Origin of the sequence: Leclercia adecarboxylata, from assembly GCF_006874705.1 — a bacterium.
GTDB classification, from domain to species: domain Bacteria; phylum Pseudomonadota; class Gammaproteobacteria; order Enterobacterales; family Enterobacteriaceae; genus Enterobacter; species Enterobacter adecarboxylatus_C.
The window spans coordinates 4,378,269-4,393,713 of the sequence record NZ_CP035382.1; the positions used below are offsets into that span (position 1 = coordinate 4,378,269).

Annotated in this window: 21 protein-coding genes; all 21 read right to left on the bottom strand. The window is 54.7% G+C overall.

Annotation, left to right across the window (positions count from 1 at the left end; translation table 11 throughout):
- Positions 1-39: 39 nt before the first annotated feature.
- The gene (locus ES815_RS21820) at positions 40-2,547 is read right to left on the bottom strand and encodes a host specificity factor TipJ family phage tail protein (protein ID WP_142489694.1); all 2,508 of its coding nucleotides are present in this window, start codon (positions 2,545-2,547) and stop codon (positions 40-42) included.
- Entirely contained in the window at positions 2,534-2,926 is a 393-nt protein-coding gene (locus ES815_RS21825) for a C40 family peptidase (RefSeq protein ID WP_142489695.1), read from the bottom strand. Before ES815_RS21825 ends, ES815_RS21820 begins: the two co-directional genes overlap by 14 nt.
- The gene (locus tag ES815_RS21830; RefSeq protein ID WP_142489696.1) at positions 2,926-3,396 is read right to left on the bottom strand and encodes a hypothetical protein; all 471 of its coding nucleotides are present in this window, start codon (positions 3,394-3,396) and stop codon (positions 2,926-2,928) included. Before ES815_RS21830 ends, ES815_RS21825 begins: the two co-directional genes overlap by 1 nt.
- A complete protein-coding gene (locus ES815_RS21835) occupies positions 3,383-3,862 on the bottom strand; it encodes a hypothetical protein (RefSeq protein WP_142489697.1) in 480 nt (159 codons plus the stop codon). Before ES815_RS21835 ends, ES815_RS21830 begins: the two co-directional genes overlap by 14 nt.
- Positions 3,862-6,804, bottom strand: a complete 2,943-nt coding sequence (locus ES815_RS21840; RefSeq protein ID WP_142489698.1) for a tail protein (tape measure) — start codon at positions 6,802-6,804, stop codon at positions 3,862-3,864. The genes ES815_RS21835 and ES815_RS21840 overlap by 1 nt, the downstream gene beginning before the upstream one ends.
- A gap of 60 nt (positions 6,805-6,864) precedes the next feature.
- Entirely contained in the window at positions 6,865-7,242 is a 378-nt protein-coding gene (locus ES815_RS21845; RefSeq protein WP_142489699.1) for a hypothetical protein, read from the bottom strand.
- A gap of 76 nt (positions 7,243-7,318) precedes the next feature.
- Positions 7,319-7,732 carry a hypothetical protein gene (locus ES815_RS21850; protein ID WP_259470116.1) on the bottom strand — a complete coding sequence of 138 codons (414 nt, stop codon included), beginning with the start codon at positions 7,730-7,732 and terminating at the stop codon, positions 7,319-7,321.
- A gap of 77 nt (positions 7,733-7,809) precedes the next feature.
- Complete coding sequence (locus tag ES815_RS21855) at positions 7,810-8,490, bottom strand: DUF6246 family protein (RefSeq protein WP_142489700.1); 681 nt, start codon at positions 8,488-8,490, stop codon at positions 7,810-7,812.
- 60 nt (positions 8,491-8,550) lie between these two features.
- Positions 8,551-9,306: a phage tail tube protein gene (locus ES815_RS21860; protein ID WP_142489701.1), complete on the bottom strand. Its 756-nt coding sequence runs from the start codon at positions 9,304-9,306 to the stop codon at positions 8,551-8,553.
- Between the two features lie 66 nt (positions 9,307-9,372).
- Positions 9,373-9,756 (bottom strand): hypothetical protein, encoded by a 384-nt coding sequence (locus ES815_RS21865; RefSeq protein WP_142489702.1) that lies wholly within the window; start codon positions 9,754-9,756, stop codon positions 9,373-9,375.
- Positions 9,753-10,193, bottom strand: coding sequence for an HK97 gp10 family phage protein (locus ES815_RS21870; protein ID WP_142489703.1), 441 nt, complete (start codon positions 10,191-10,193; stop codon positions 9,753-9,755). Before ES815_RS21870 ends, ES815_RS21865 begins: the two co-directional genes overlap by 4 nt.
- 2 nt (positions 10,194-10,195) lie before the next feature.
- Positions 10,196-10,552, bottom strand: a complete 357-nt coding sequence (locus ES815_RS21875; protein ID WP_142489704.1) for a hypothetical protein — start codon at positions 10,550-10,552, stop codon at positions 10,196-10,198.
- A gap of 3 nt (positions 10,553-10,555) precedes the next feature.
- Positions 10,556-10,792 carry a hypothetical protein gene (locus tag ES815_RS21880; protein WP_142489705.1) on the bottom strand — a complete coding sequence of 79 codons (237 nt, stop codon included), beginning with the start codon at positions 10,790-10,792 and terminating at the stop codon, positions 10,556-10,558.
- A gap of 3 nt (positions 10,793-10,795) precedes the next feature.
- Positions 10,796-10,948, bottom strand: coding sequence for a hypothetical protein (locus ES815_RS23795; RefSeq protein ID WP_185902362.1), 153 nt, complete (start codon positions 10,946-10,948; stop codon positions 10,796-10,798).
- Positions 10,945-11,115, bottom strand: a complete 171-nt coding sequence (locus tag ES815_RS21885; protein WP_142489706.1) for a 50S ribosomal protein L13 — start codon at positions 11,113-11,115, stop codon at positions 10,945-10,947. Before ES815_RS21885 ends, ES815_RS23795 begins: the two co-directional genes overlap by 4 nt.
- The gene (locus ES815_RS21890; RefSeq protein WP_142489707.1) at positions 11,112-11,498 is read right to left on the bottom strand and encodes a hypothetical protein; all 387 of its coding nucleotides are present in this window, start codon (positions 11,496-11,498) and stop codon (positions 11,112-11,114) included. Before ES815_RS21890 ends, ES815_RS21885 begins: the two co-directional genes overlap by 4 nt.
- Before the next feature lie 2 nt (positions 11,499-11,500).
- A complete protein-coding gene (locus ES815_RS23855; protein WP_142489708.1) occupies positions 11,501-11,836 on the bottom strand; it encodes a hypothetical protein in 336 nt (111 codons plus the stop codon).
- A gap of 32 nt (positions 11,837-11,868) precedes the next feature.
- On the bottom strand, positions 11,869-12,924 hold the full coding sequence (locus ES815_RS21900; protein ID WP_032180602.1) for a major capsid protein: 1,056 nt from the start codon (positions 12,922-12,924) through the stop codon (positions 11,869-11,871).
- The gene (locus ES815_RS21905; RefSeq protein ID WP_142489709.1) at positions 12,921-13,382 is read right to left on the bottom strand and encodes a hypothetical protein; all 462 of its coding nucleotides are present in this window, start codon (positions 13,380-13,382) and stop codon (positions 12,921-12,923) included. The genes ES815_RS21900 and ES815_RS21905 overlap by 4 nt, the downstream gene beginning before the upstream one ends.
- A complete protein-coding gene (locus ES815_RS21910; protein WP_142489710.1) occupies positions 13,382-14,743 on the bottom strand; it encodes a DUF2213 domain-containing protein in 1,362 nt (453 codons plus the stop codon). Before ES815_RS21910 ends, ES815_RS21905 begins: the two co-directional genes overlap by 1 nt.
- Before the next feature lie 51 nt (positions 14,744-14,794).
- The gene (locus tag ES815_RS21915; protein ID WP_142489711.1) at positions 14,795-15,430 is read right to left on the bottom strand and encodes a hypothetical protein; all 636 of its coding nucleotides are present in this window, start codon (positions 15,428-15,430) and stop codon (positions 14,795-14,797) included.
- Between the last annotated feature and the right edge of the window lie 15 nt (positions 15,431-15,445).

Here is a 15,445-nt window from a genome sequence, read left to right on the forward strand (position 1 = left end):
GCCTCGGGATATACCCGAAGCCAGCTTATTGTTTGCTGGTTAGTCGTTCAGATAAATGTCGTCGCTGTACTCAACGAGCGAAAGCGTCTGTGTGTCATCCCCGTTAGGTTTTGAGGATTCGACGCGCCACAGTGTGGAATTAAGCTCCTCGCTGCTTGCCAGGAAATAGCGGGACGGAGTTTGCACAGTGCGACCATCGTAGATATTCAGATCAAACACCTCTGCGGCAGCTGTGAACGCTTTCGGGTTCCCGGCGATCGGGTAGGCCCGGTATCGGCCATGGAAATTACCCAGGCTGTCCGTCATCACCACCCACATGTCACCCGTGAAGTTGAGGCGTTCAGAGGTTTCAAAGACATCACCGGCCCGGCCTTTCAGGTAACCGGTCTGCTGATCGTTGTCGTACATGTCCGGGCACTGCACCACTGCGCCACGCACGACCTGCGTTGTCTCGAATACCTTCACTGTCTGGCTGAGGCGAGACTGCACCAGGCGGTTAGCCTCAAGCCAGGCCCGATTGCGCGCCTGCGTGACATTTCGGCATCCGGAAAGGCTGACTGTCATAGCGTTTTCTGTCGGTGCTGTGACCTCATGGATACCAGACGTCCCAACCTCGAGATAGATATAGGCTTTTTTATTGGTGCGCGGCTCGACGTAGTCCAGCGTGATGCCGTCGTAACCATTAGGCAGGCTCATCGAATAACCCATTTTGAAGCCATCCCAGAACATATTGCTGCGGCCGAAAACAGCTGCGGGGACGATAGCCTTTTCATCCCGCCAGAACGTCAGGACATCACCGATCCAGTTGATATCCACCCGGGCAGCGTTGCAGATCACCTGGATACGCTCACCAAGGGACTGCTTAGAATCGGAAAAGGTGTAATCGAAGTACCCGAGTTGCGCATCCGGCAGGCTATCGGCGATCGCATACAGCGTCGGCAAATCCAGTCGACTAACGTCCTGTTTCGCAACCATCACCCACTCATGCAGCACGGCGTCTGCGAATGAACGTGATGCGCGCAGCGTGGTATCAACGAGCCCAGTGGTGCGGTTGTACGAAATCATCAGGCGATTGGCCAGCAGGTTATATTTACGATCCTTGATGCCTGAGGCGTTTTCCGTCTCCTGCACCGTCACTTTAACCAGAGTGTCATCCGGGTACGTCACGTTAGTGCGAATGTTGATGGAGTGGGCCGCGAGGATGTACAGCGTGGAACTGTCGCTGGAGTTATTGGTACGTTGCAGGCTAAAGGCGTATCGTGTCTTACCGGCCGCCGGCTGCGCCTTGAACGTGTAATAGACGTAATCCTGACTGCCACTGGTGTTCTTTACGTCAACGTCCAGCGACTGCTCGGTTCCGGGAATGATGTCGTTGTCATCATCCACCGCCCACCACTTAATGGTGACCGGGCCACTCTTCCCGCCACCCAGATTTCCCGACAGGTGAAACCACAGCCAGGACGACTCAACCGCAGCAAAGAACGGACCAACCACAGTCCCCTCGTACTCGGTCAACTGGAAATACGTGTTATTGATCGTGGCGGTTGCTGGCGTCTGCGCGATATCGGCGCCGCCGAGATCGGCAAATACAAACGTATAAAACTGAACGGGGTCAACCAGGGCCCCATCGTCCATCATCGTGGAGTCAATGAGCGTACCGGTGACGGTAATATTTTTCGTGACATTGCCGGATGCTGCTGGATAGGTCACGTTGAGAATAAACGTCACATACAGGGGTTTTACCGCATCGTAGAAGTAATCGAAGTCAGGGTTCCTCTCGATTTTCACAGAGATCTGCCCGCCGGCATATGTGCCCTGCACGATGCTGTTTACTGTGGCCTGTTGCTTAATGACCCCGCTATCTTCGTTCAGCCCTGGCAATTCCTGCCCGTCAACATCATCGAAGGCGTAACCCTCGTTAATGGTGCCGATCACGTCGCCAGGCTGATAAATCTGATAACTCGCCCCGGCCATTGCGGAGAGGGATGATTCGGAATACCGCACCGAGGACACGTTATATCGACCGTAGCCGATCTCCATGAATTCAGTGATGTACTTTTTGTTGTCGATGAATTCGAACAGTGACTCCTGAATCAGGTCCGGGTATGAGCGCACCTGGCCGTAGATGTTTGGCCTGCCCTTATACAGGCGGGCAACGTTGGTCTGCCCGGTGAGATCGTTGTTTGGCGACTCTCCTGTCGCAACGGACGGCGTTTTCTTTATGTCGCCGACCAGCGTCTTCTGCAGCGCGGCCAGTGACTTTTTGGTTAGCTTGATGGGGTTCAGTGCTTCCCACGGTGCTGACAGCTTAATGAGGTCTTTTAATCCACCCATGTTCTGGGGCTGGTCGAAAACTGAAAGGTGATCGCCCACTCTGAATCGGTACCCGAGATCGAAGTCGTCACCGAGCTCTTTGCCATTAAGCCTCAGGAGAACGCAATTATGCAGCTTTTGCCCATCCAGCCAGTCAACCATATGCTGCCCGGGCTCAAGACTCCCGCGTTGTTTCGGCGCACCAGGAAGTCGCTGTATATCAAATGTCGCCATACTGAAGAAACTCCGTTCTGGTGAATGCCCGCTCGAGAACAGGCAGCGGGTCAATGCGCACGCCCCCGCCCTCTCCGCGAGAATGCAGGCAGCGGTTACCCTCAATGACCATGCCAACGTGATCCGGGTTATCGCCGCGGTAGAAAACAGCAATATTGCCGTCGAGGCGCGCGCCTGGCCGCCAGAACACAACATCACCTTCGTAACAGGTGATGAAGTCGCCCCCGGCTTCGTAATCCGGCGTCTGGTGGATCTCAATCCCGGACACATGCCTGTGGTACAGGACGATAAGCCCCCAGCAGTCCACCGCATCAAAGCTGCAGGCGCGGTTAGCCCACGGGAGGCCGATGACCTTCCGTATAAAATCGATTTTTTGCATCAGAGGTTGCTCAGGCCGGGGTACAGGTCGACGGTGTAGATGATGTTGGTGGCCACGGTCAGGGGGTTGGTCATCCCAACCGTCACCGAGACGTTTTCAGCAGCAGAGGCCACATCGCGAACGTACATGGAGTACGACTTTAGCGGGGCCGTGTCGCCGATTTTTTCCCAGATATCGTAGCGGAAGGTGATCGGCTCCATACGTGCCGGGCCGCGCCACAACTTCAGTCGCTGCTTGATGTCCTGCGACAGGGCCGCAAAGGTAATCGATGCGTTCAGCGTGGTGGTGCCGTCCTGCGCCGGTTCAGAGAAATCAAACCGCGTCGGCTGGTACTGGCTCCCTGCAAAATTGGCAGGCTGGAACAAGTTGTTCACCAGGCGATCGGTGCCGAAAGCAGAGTGGCTGAAGGTTACCGTCTGCTTGAGGTCCGACGCCGGGCGGCGCTCTTTCCATTCCCTAAGGGTTGGCATCTGGGAGGATCTCCGTAACGAGTAAGTCGTACCAGTAACCGGCGCCCGGCTGCGCGTTTATGATCCAGTCGTCGTAATCTTCCGTGATGTCTTCCAGGAAGTTGCAGATGATATCTGCCGTCCAGGTGACGGTATTACCGTTCTTGCTGGTCTGCACAGGCATGGTCAGGAAGTGAACCTCCTGCACCTGCACGCCCTGTGTGTCACCCAGGTCAATCGGGATATCGAACCACGCCTGCCCGCGATTGCAGTAGTTCGGCGAGCGCAGCCACGACTTGAAGCGCTCGGCTTCAGCCAGTGTGAATATCCAGCTGAGGTTCCAGGACGTTTTCAGGTCAGTAGTGATCGGCGTGAACACCGAAGGCCCCACTGCCGGGTTGCTCTGCCGGAAGCTGGTGTCCTGGGTCATGTTCTGGTTCGCGCGCTGCGGCAGCGGCAGGAATGGCGGGTATTTAACGTCTGCCATCAGTAATCTCCGTTTGCCTGGCGTGAAAGCCCGAATGTACCTTGCAGCGTTGAAGACATAGGACCGCCGGTATCCATGTCCTGAATAAAGATGTCGATAATCTGGCTGCCATTGTCGCTTCGGCTTTGGGTCTGAACGTCGGAGCCGTTGTAGTTGTTCACGTTAACCACAACCCCACCGCCACCGCTTCCACCACCCTGCATATCCTTATTGCTGATGACCCTCCCGTTATCGCCGGGGATCATGTACTGCTTGCCGGTGCTGGCCCGGTAAATCTCCGGCATCCCACCTTCGCCGACCTGGTACATCCCGCCAGCGCTGACCGGCCCGCCGTTCTTCCGCTTGCCGGCAAGTCCCTTCCCGACCGCCATAGCAGCCACAAGAGCACCCACGCCGATCGCCGCCGCAGCACCAAACGAACCTATCGAGGCGACAAGTGCTGCGGGAGTCCACGCTGCTGTAGTGGTGGCCGCTGATGCTGTGCTGGCTGCGGTGGTCGTTGCAATCCCTGCTGTTTGGGCAGCGGTTGCTGTAGCCGTGGCGGCCACCTGGGCATTCGCCCCCATCACAGCAGACTTAACCCACTGCATCCCCATCTGGACGAAGGTGTTAACCACGCTGTTCAGAACGGTGCTGCCGATCGAACGAAGAGCATCAGAAGCGGTCATGCTTTGGGTGATGATGCCTGTGAGAGCATTGGATGCGTTGCCCGCGAAGGAGTCAAATGCTGCCGCGGCGGCCTCATTCGCCAGGCTCTGATTGCGCCAGATCTCCCACTGGGCGGCGATGCGCGCCTGCTCATACTCTTTGTCGGCACTGGCGCGCAGCATCAGTGCATTCTGGTGAGTGATCACCCCCTGCTGCTCATACTGCTGAATCAGCGCCAGCTGCTGGGCATGCTGGTTCGCCAGTTGCTGCACCGGGTCGACGCCGCCAGCGGCTTCCTGCTGCGGCGTTACCGCCTGCTGCGCACGGATTTTGGCGAGGTTGTTCTGGTGCGTAGCCTCCAGACGTTCTGCGGTCTCGTTGTATTGCTCCTGACTGATTTTCTTCGCAGTCAGCGCGGTATTCAGATCCTGAACGTCCTGTTTATAGCTGGCGTTTTCGCGCGCTTCCGGCAGGAGCTTTTCGGCGGCGGCCTGAGCTTTGAGAGCGGCAGCCTTATCCCAAGAAGCGGCACCATCACGCTCTATCTGGGCAATTTGCTGCGGGCTTGGGTTTATCAGTTTCTGGCGAGCCACCAGGATGGCTTGTTCGCGTGATAGGTTGGCGGTCGAGTCAGCGGATAGCTCGGCCTTCTGGCGATACTCCTCCAGTACCTTAGCGTTTCGCTCGGCCTGTGATTCGCCTTTTTTCTGCTCTGATTGAAGGGTCTTCTGTGCCTGAGTGTTACGGTAGGTCGCTGCTGCATCCTGCTCCATCTGCTTAGCATGCGGGTCGTCTTTAGCAAACCCTGCATCCTCAGCTGCGTATTGCGCCTGAAGTCGCGCTCGCTCCTCACCCTGCAATTTTGACAGTGCTAAGTTGCGCTCTGTCTGCTTGATAAGGTTTTTCTGGCCAGCGGTGAGATTATCCATCTCAAGGTTCATACCGGCCAAGTTGACTTTTGCCATCCCAGCCGCACCAACCAATTCCGTTAGTGGTTTCAAAAACTCGATAATCGCGTTAGTTCCGCTATCTGATGAGCTTTTGGTGTTTTGTAATTCTATGACCAATCTTTGAAGTGCTTCTGTGGATTTGGTCCGCTGCACTTCATCCATTTGTTTAACAAGCTTAAAGGCAGCTTGCTCAGAGATTGCGAACTTACTCGCGACTGAGCCAACGGTATTGCCGATGCTACTCGCTGTAGCCTGGAAGGCCTGCCCAGCGCCATAAGCCTGCTTCATTGCCTCTGTGTAGTCATCAGTGGTGATATTCAGCGAGGCAAGTCGATCACTAAAACCTTTAATTGATGCATAACCACCTGTAAAAGCGCTGAGAGCTTTATCGCCGAAATCAATTACCGATGCTGCGGCATCACCAATAGCCTTCGGGATCTTTGAAACGGCTGAATTGTATTCAATGATGGCTTGATTGCGGAGAATGGTCGCTGCTTCAGCATTAGTTTTAGCGAGCATTGCATACTTATCTGACAGCGCAGCCACACCATTTTGAGAAATAGTAATGACTTTATCCATCGCCTCGGCTGCGTCTTTCAGCGCCTCCATGGCGTTTTTTCCGCCATTCAAAGAGGTTATTAAGGCCCCAGCAACAACAGTGCTTAGCGCAAGCACGGCACCAACCACTGCACCTCCAGGACCAAATGCGCCTGCAAGCTGAGAGCCCTGCTGACTAAACGCCACGAGAGCAGATTGCCCGCCCTGGACCTGAACGATAAAGTCCTGCACCTGATAGCCGGCTTGCTGCATGCTGGTTTTCCAGCCCTTATTCCCCCCTGCGGCGGTATCAGCCGTGCGCTTCATATCAAAAAGCTGGCCGGTAAGTTCGCCGATCTTTTGTTTTTCTTCTTCTGTTGCCTTTGACCCTGCTCGCAACTGGGCGGCCAGCACTGCGGCGCTCCTCGCACCATTTTCCTGTGCTTCGTCCAACACCGCGAGTTGGTTGCCCAGTGCTTCAATGATGGATTCAGCTCGATTGAACTCGCTGTTAGCGCCTCCAGTGCCGCTCCGGGCCTCTTCCATTGCCCGAGCGATGCCGCTCACATTGGTATTCAGCTTGCGCAGTTGGTTGTCCATCGAATTGGCATACCCGGCCAGTTCGGTGAATGCTGATCCGGTTTGGGATGTGCTCTGGTCAAGTCCATCCAGACCCTTTCCAGATTGCTGTGCTGCGGCATCCAGTTTATCCAGAGCGTCAATGGCCTGCTTTCCGCCCTGCAGCAGCGGTTCAACATCAGCGCTTATTTCATAGACGATGCTGCCAGCGTTTTTCTCACCTGCCATAGCTTTCTCCGGGCATAAAAAAACCCCGCCTGAGCGAGGTTGAATAAGTTATTTAATTGCTTATTCTTTGCAATGTTTATTGTAAAGGGTGTCGTGTTTAACCATTTCGGTATTATCCAGCAGTGCCGCGATATCGCCTACATATGAAATATTTTCTGTTTTGATGACGTGTCCTCTAACCTTAAATTCAAAGGTTTTATCATCACGCTTCATAGTGCCATCGCCGCAAACCCATCCGCTTATAGCTTTGCTGGAGTTTTGCTGGTCTGGTTTGAAAACGAGCCCCTTAAAGGTGAATGGTGGGTGATCACCCTCACTCATTGCTGATTTAAACATTGCCACAGCAGTTTCAGAGCCACCATTAACACTTTCATTGCCGCCCGCATCACAGCCGGAAATGAATAAAATTAACGATAAGCATGCCAATGCTTTCTTCATATACCTATCCCCTCAATAGGGTAAGAACAGAGCAACACAAACCTCAAGCCACATGCTTGCGAGGCAAGCGGGGCTTTTAGTCAGCCCACCCGGATTTGGTGTTAATAGCGGACTCAGCCATTGTGTATTTCTTCACCTTGTCATCGTTAAATAAAACGGTAAGTTCTTTCTTTGTGCCGTTGGTTCCATTATGGAATAGACCGTAGAAAGGAATGAATGAAGTGCCGTTGACCTTCACTTTTGCGAAAGAATACTTCCATATTTCATTTCCTCCATCCGTGTAAGAAACAGCGTCCGGGGATCCGAAAAATGATTTAACCTCAGCTTTAGTCGTTTTCCCTTCCTGAATTTTGGTCTGAACACTTGTTTCAGTCTCATTTTTCAGTTGCTGATTCCCAGAGGAGGCGCAACCAGCCAAAAGTGCCGCACCTAACGCCATCATTACCATTTTCTTCATTTTCATCATCCATTTGATTGCAATCGGAAGCATCTTATCCAAAGAATGACCTGATGCAACGGCAAACGCTGATATATTGATCTCAAGCGGATGCCTGGAAAAATGCCTTACTACGTCTGCCTTGCCCGTTCTCGCGCCCGGCGCGCCGCCTGCTTCGCCAGGTAGTCATCAGCAACCGCGTCATACTCTTCGCGGGTGAAGCCCTTCTGATCAGGGTATTTCTGCGCCAGCATCAGCTGAAACTCGGTCATGGTCAGCGCCGCCGCTTCATCCCGACTCATGCCGAAGTGGCTACGCGCCGCGCTGATGTAGTCGAAGGCCTTAAACTCATTCGTCGTTTCGCCTGACTCATGCCGCTGCAGGCGGCGCACACTGGCCTTACCTACAACGCCATGCTGCATGAGGTGCTGAGCCAGCACGATGATGTCGTTTCTCGGCATCTGCCCGGGCCGGTAAACAACATACCGGCTCCACCCTTTCCACTCACCTATCATCGGGGTGAGATCGTCATCGCAGCAGGCCTGCATGATATGCATGCTCAGGGATAGCAGTCGCTCTGCGATGCGATTCATCGAAGGCGAAAGCCAGTCCGGAAAGCGACCAAGCGTATCAGTACAGAACTGGATGACGGCAGCAACATCGCTACCGTGCACCGTGGCATAAGCCTGAACAATCTCCGCTGGAGTGCCGATACGCGTCATAGCCATCAGGGATGGTCGCAGCAGGTAGTCTTTTCCGCCTTCACGGCCATCACTGACAGAAAATTCGCCAATGTCGATTAATGCTGTCATGGTCCTTCCTGGGTAACGATCATTATCAAGGGCAGCCACGGCCACCCTTTGGAATGTCCGTTAGCTGACGGTGAGGGTGTTAGGCGTTGAGGTGATTGTGTTGCCGTTGTAGTCGGTCACTTTCACCTGACGCACGCCGTTATCTGCTGTGGTTGCGTTATCGAAGTCGATGGCGGTGGTACTGGTAGATAATCCGGTATGGATGCCGTTTTTGTACCAGTCGTATTTGTAAGGGGCTACGCCACCGCTAACCTGCACACCGAGCTGGAAGTCATCACCCACGGCAGCCGTCTTGGTCGATGGCAGATCAGCCACAAACACCAGGGCACTAGCTGCGGAGTTGTCGATAACCTCAATGGTGCTCGCATCACCTACCTTGAACTCAGTGGAGAACGTGACAATGTCGTTAGTACCGCCATCAGAACTCAGTGCCGTTACTACCATGTAGCCGATAAACGTTACCGGACCGTATGGCATGCGAACCCAAATACCAGGCTGACGACGGGCCGCCAATTCTGCAGCAAAGTTAGTGATGAACTTGCCAATACCGTACTGATCCAACTTATCCTTTTTGCGCACCTCACCTTCAAAACTGATGGTGAAATCGCTGTTGGTGATGATGGATTCAACATAACCGCCACCGTCATCAGCATCAGAGGTAACGGCGTTAGGGTTGAAGTCGAAGCCTTTATTGGTGCCAGCCGCCAGCGCTAGCCAGTCAGCTTCCAGCGGCTTTGCATCCTGGCAGCCATCACTTACTTCCAGCACGACAGCACCACCGAACAGGCGTTCGTTCGAATTAGGGCAATTAGCCATGTGAAACTTCCTCGTTAACTTATAAAAAAGAAAACCCGCCGGAGCGGGTATATTTGGTTGGTATGGCTATTCGCCGTAGGTGCAGGCGAACTGGAGTCGGAAGACTATCCGCCCTTCTGACGTAAGCACCGGCGCAGGGATTGCGCCCATGTTCTGGATATAGCCGACACACTCATCAGCCATAGGGTTGGACTGGACATAATCGACGATGCGCTGCACGGCATTGGCGGCGTCGCCGCGCTTATCCTTCGCGCCGATCACATCGACGAGGACGTGATGTTCAGAGCCAAGGTCATGACGGATGTTCGAACCACCGTTTGGCCGAAACACCATCACGGCCTGGGTCAGATCCTCCGGGTCGTCATACATCAGTTTCTGCACCGTGAACCCGGCAGTCAGGCCAGCATCACCGAACATGTTGCGCACCCGCTCATGCATCATGGGTGTCATAGCGAAAGCTCCTTGCGCATCACTGCATCGATAGCATCGCGCTCTTCGTTTGCTCCTTTGGTCAGGAACTGAGGTTCACCGTGAGGATCCCAATAGTTGCCCGTCCCGGTACCGCCGCCAAACTCCTGCCCTGCTCGTGTGGTACCGAAGTGCGCTCGCGGCTGGCCTTTCAACTTGCCGGACGCCTCGTGGACATACGCCGCATAGTTGGCCGAATAGCCGACGCGTCCGGTAATAATCACGCCACCCGCATCAATTTCCCGGAACTGGCTGTTCACCAGCGTAGAGGTATCGATGGGGGTGTAATACGTAGCCCGGGCACCAATAAGAATCAGCGCTGACTGGATGGCGCGGACAGCTTTCCGACCCTGAACGTCGTTGATGACGTCGTTGAGATGCTTTTTCGCCTGGCTGATGCCCTTCACTTTGATGCCCATGATCAGACTCCAGTCAGGATGGCGAAATCGTCAGCCACTCGTTCGAATGTGTCGGCGTAGCGGATAACCTGCCGTACCTCGTCAGCGCCAGCAGCAACCGGATCCGCGTCGCTGGATTCACCAATTAGCAGGTAATCCCCGGCGTCGGCCAGCGCGTACTCCGTCCAGACGGTATTCTTCACGACGATTTCAGCGCCCAGGCTGCCGATGCGCTTTGATAGGCCACCCTCGTAATCGACCATGATTACTTCCGGAGGGGCATAGCCGTTTATGGGATCGCCGTTTTCGTCCCTGCCGCCTGCACCTTTACGCCAGATAGTGGCTTTGGCCGTGTAGGACCAGTTTGCAGTTGCCGACACGGGTCACTCCTTTGGCGCGGTGACGCGCTCAATCTCAAACCACTCGATATTCAGCGCATTGACTTGCTGGCCTTTACCGACCGGCACGAAAAGCCCTATGGCATCGCCGCATTCCAGTTGCAAATACCGCTCAATAACCAATGGGGATACCACTGACTCACTGAACGTTTTGACCTCACCTGCAACGCGGAAAACGACCGTCACATTCAACGCGCTAACCATGCTTGTTACAGTTGCCATGTTTCACTCCTTCCAGCGCAGCACAATCGTCACGTTTCCGCGCTGGCCTTTAAGTTGCTCACTGCGGATGAGAGCGCTCGGTGGGATGAACGATCCCATGACCACTTCGCCAACTCGATAAAACCGGCTGTTTTGCAGTAATCCGCCTCGTTTCATTCTTTCCACCTCAGCACCTTCGCGCCAGTCGCCCGGATGCGCGGGCAGTTGATGAACCACTCGCCGTCCGATTTAACGTAGCCGGTGGTCTCCCGTCCGGTATCGGTCAGCACCCAGACTCGAACGAATGGCCGGGGCAGGCCCTGCTTAACAGATGTCCTCGTCATCCGCAGCCCCCAACGACGAGGAACAGGCCGACCTTCTGCCCGACATCGATGGGCAGCTCTGACGTGCAGCCGGAGGTGTCCAGCGCCAGCAGAGCATCACGCATGTTGAGCACGCTGTCGCTGTAGTCGAACGAGCGAGAGGCACCGGACGGAGCGCCCTGCGACTTAATCCGCTGCGTATAGGCCGTCAGGGCCATCAGCGTGACAGCGTAGACCTGAATCAGCACCATATCGCAATCGTCGTAACCGGCGGCATTCAGGCAGGGCTCAATCTTCGCCATCTTGCACAGGTAGGCGTCGATCATGAAGTCAGGAACGGTGGTATAGCCGAGCGCAGACAACTGCTGTTTAACCTGCGCCGCTGTTATCTGCACTACAGCCATGGTTATTTCACCTTCTTCGATTTAGAGGAGGTGTCTGCCTGCTCTGCCTGCTCTGCCTGCTCTGCCTGCTCTGCCTGCTCTGCCTGCTCTGCCTGCTCTGCCTGCTCTGCCTGCTCTGCCTGCTCTGCCTGCTCTGCCTGCTCTGCCTGCTCTGCAGGATTATCGCCCGGGGTGGCGACTTCAAGCTCCTGCTCATCGACATCACCGACGACTGACACCCGCCCTGCGAACGCTGGCGGAACGGATGCCGCGATGAACTCGTGACCTACAGGCAGTTGCTGGAATACGCCATCAATCGCGCCCCAGCAGCCCGATTTATCGATTCTTAACTTTTGCATGTTCTCTCCTGAAGAAAAGGGGCCGAAGCCCCTTAACCCTGTGCGTTGAACACTTTTGAGCGACCGTTGAAATCGCGTTTGATCTGCAGACCTACCGCACTCCATACCAGAGTGTTGTAGTTGTCGAACGGATTCTGGCGCGGGATCATGAAGGTGCCCACCGGCGCGGCGATGCGCGTCTTGATGTACTGCGAATTGCGCACGTACGCGATGAAGTGGTTGCCGGTCAGCTTAAAGGTCTGGTTTACAGACTCGATGCGACCGTAGCGCAGGATGTACTCAAGCACGGTGCCTTCTTTGAAGCCGGCAGCAGAGGAATACGGTTTGCTCATGTTGCGCATGATGTCTGGCGACACCCACACCTTCACCTTCTCCTGCACGTAGTTATCGTCCAGAAGCTTCGCGAACGGACCGGTGAAGAACGCGACCATCTCGTCAGGGTTGGCGGTGGTCAGGTCGATATTCAGACCGGACGCGCTCAGATCCACCTGATTGGTGTTGGCGTGGTTGGTGATACCTGCGCCGACGTAGCCTTTCACCTTCACCTTCGCGTCACCAGACAGCATGTAGTCAGCCATGTCTTCGCGGATAGCCGCAACGTGCGCTTCCTGGTCGTCGGCCATCGCGTCGAGGTTTTCCGACTGCATGCCGTTCCATTCACGCCATTCACGGCTGTAGCCGGTATTGAAGATTGGGATCGGGTCGCCTGCTTCGTCGTAGATGACTTTATCCAGCTCTTCCGGAACATGGCCAGTCAGGGTGCGATGTACCTTTCCGGCGTCGCTGGAAACGCGGTACAGAGCGGCGGTTTTTCCGATAGATATCGGCGTGCCGAGCCCCAGGAGGTCATCCAGCAGCCCGTTACCTTCGTCATTGCGGAAAACACGAGTGGTGATGTTGTCCACTTCGCGCCAGTAGTCTTTAGAGATCAGCGCTGCCTGGTTAACTTCCAGCGCGCCGTTGTACTGGGCGGTGATGGTGTTCTGGTTGATGTTGAACGCTTCACGCTGCATCAGCAGCTGATTCCACGCCTGCTTAATCTGGTTATGTTCAGTAACCAGCTTTTTGTTGAAAACGATCATGCTCATGCGGTTGCTTTCCCTGATTTGCGAACTTTCACGAGCTGCGCTTCCGCGCCGACAGTGATTTTCTCGCGTGAGTAGAAGAGGATGTGGTCAGTGGCCGGGGTGGTCGACTTCGCCAGGGTGCCGTCACCGTTGGAGATCAGACCTTCGTTCTCCAGCAGCACCTCGCCAGCCTTAACCAGCATGTGGTAGTCGACATCGTCTTCGCACATGATGGCCGTACCAGTATCACCGGCAGGAACCAGGTCACGGATATCGCCACCGCCAATGTAGTTGTGCTGGAGTGCCAGCGGGACGCCAGTGCCACCGGCGGTCGCATGGACTGCAATTTTCCCGGTGCTGTCCAGCATCACCAGAGAGCCAGGCTTAACGGCGGCAGCCATCAGCGCCTCAATGACCTGCGGGTCATTCTTGCGGGCGGGGCCCGCGATTACGGTGTGGAAACGAGGAGCGAGTGCCATTATTCAGGTGCCTCCATGGTGAGAATGTCGCTTTGTGCGCTGTTACCCAAGAATGCAGGGTTAAGCCCGGTGCTGGTCTGGCACTGCGAGAACATATCGTTCAGCGCTTCGGGGGCCAGAGAGTTGATCGCCGCTTCGGTCATGAACGGGAACTTGGCTTTCACTGCCTGGCGCTTCTCGGCGGTGTCTTTCTCCGCATTGGCCTGCAGCTGAGTTTCCAGGTGGCTGATTTTGTCGGTCAGCGGAGTGAGAGCAGCGTTTACCGCTGCGGTAATGGCATCAGTGTTCACCTGAGTGCCCGCCGGATCTCCGTCACCGGTTTTCTTCTGCATCTGCTGGTTGTAGGCATCCCAGACCTGATCGTCGGTCAGCCCCTCGGTTGTTACGCCTGCGGCATTGAGCGCGGCGATCATCTTCTGTTTCATCGGGTTTTGTTCTCCGTTGGTTTTGACTTCGTACTCAGTGGGTTTGCGCACGACTTCGATGGGCTCACCGACCAGCGTTACCGCGTTGTCATCGATGAGGTATTTCTGCTGGAAGAGTTTCGAGCCCTCTTCGTAGATGAATTTGTCCGGCCAGACGGTCACCACATAGCGATAAACGTCACTGCCCGACGGCGCGCGGATAGCCTCGCGCAGCATCTGGTAGATTTCGTCGAATGAGGCGTCGGAGTTGTGGGTGAGGAAGAACTTCACCTTGTTTACCAGGCCGTCCTTGAGGCTGTTCGCCGCGTCGATAAGACTGGCGGTTTCGACCTCACCTTCTTGTCCGTCAGCATTCACGAACATGCCGACGCCCTCTTCTGGCGTTCCGGCCCCCGGCTCGTCCAGCAGAATGGCGATGTGGTCGAACTGCATGTTGCGGGCGATCCAGGTGTACTTCTTCTCCTTCGACTCGCCCGATTTCTTCTCTTTGTTAGTGAGCAGCCCGGTTGAGAGGTGAATCGGGTCGGTGTTGGTGCCGGCGATCATCTCGTCGAGGCGATTAATCAGGCGCTTGCCATCGGGTTTCGTCTCAGCAACAGCTTTGTTGATGTAAACGTCCATGACGACCTGATCGCCTGACTTGCTGACGTTCTGCGCCCAGGCACCAACGTGATAAGCGTTGATGGCGCGCGGGTCGTTGGCGCTGACATACTTGCCATCTACCATCGGGTGCGGGAGAGGCATCAGCTTGCCTTCCATCGTCTGGTAGCTGTTGTTAATCTCCTCAGCCGGGTACAGGCCGCCATTCATCACGATGTCATCGACGATCGGAACCGCACCACGAATAACGTAGTGTTCCTGGCCATTGATGGTGGTCGTTGAGATGTTGGAGGCGTTGATGGCGAGGGATTTAACGTGGATGCTGGATAGCTTCACGTTGCGTCCTCATTGGTGGATTTCAGGCAATTAAAAACCCGCCGGAGCGGGTTAATCAAATATCTCTGGTAATGACAACAATTTTTGAATTGTATCGACGTATCTACTTAATCCCGGGTCTGGATATCCATATGCCCCACCCATCGTCAAGGCATAATATGCTGCGCTTTCTTCGACCCATTCATCTGTGATGTCGATTACTCGCTGATAAAACTCTTCATTAGGCACTATGATAGCTAATCCTTCAAGAATGCCTAATTCTGGTTCTGGTAGGCGCCACTCCCTCTCCCATGTAAAATCCACGCCGTAAGGAGTGCGATTTGAAATCGCCAAAGGGTCATGCCGCATGTATCTCCATAACATAGTTTCGTGGATTAAATCTCTCTCATGGTCGGGAGTGTAAATAACCGCCCTTCCGCCCATTTTAAAAATATCTTTTTTATGAAATTTGAATCCGAATGGCTGATATTTTGACTTATCGCGATGTGAAAAGTACTCCGGAGATTCAGTGAAGCAAACACATCGCTCACCTCCGGTTTTAACCACATCACCGTGCTTAATGTAGCCGTCACTTAGAATCTGCAGAAATATCTTAAATGCATTCTCGAAGTCTTTCCGTCTAATCCGCAAATGAGGCTCGGCCTTTACCCAGTGGTAGAGGTAGTGAGTGCTATCGATTCTTTTCATGGCAATCTCCTTTTA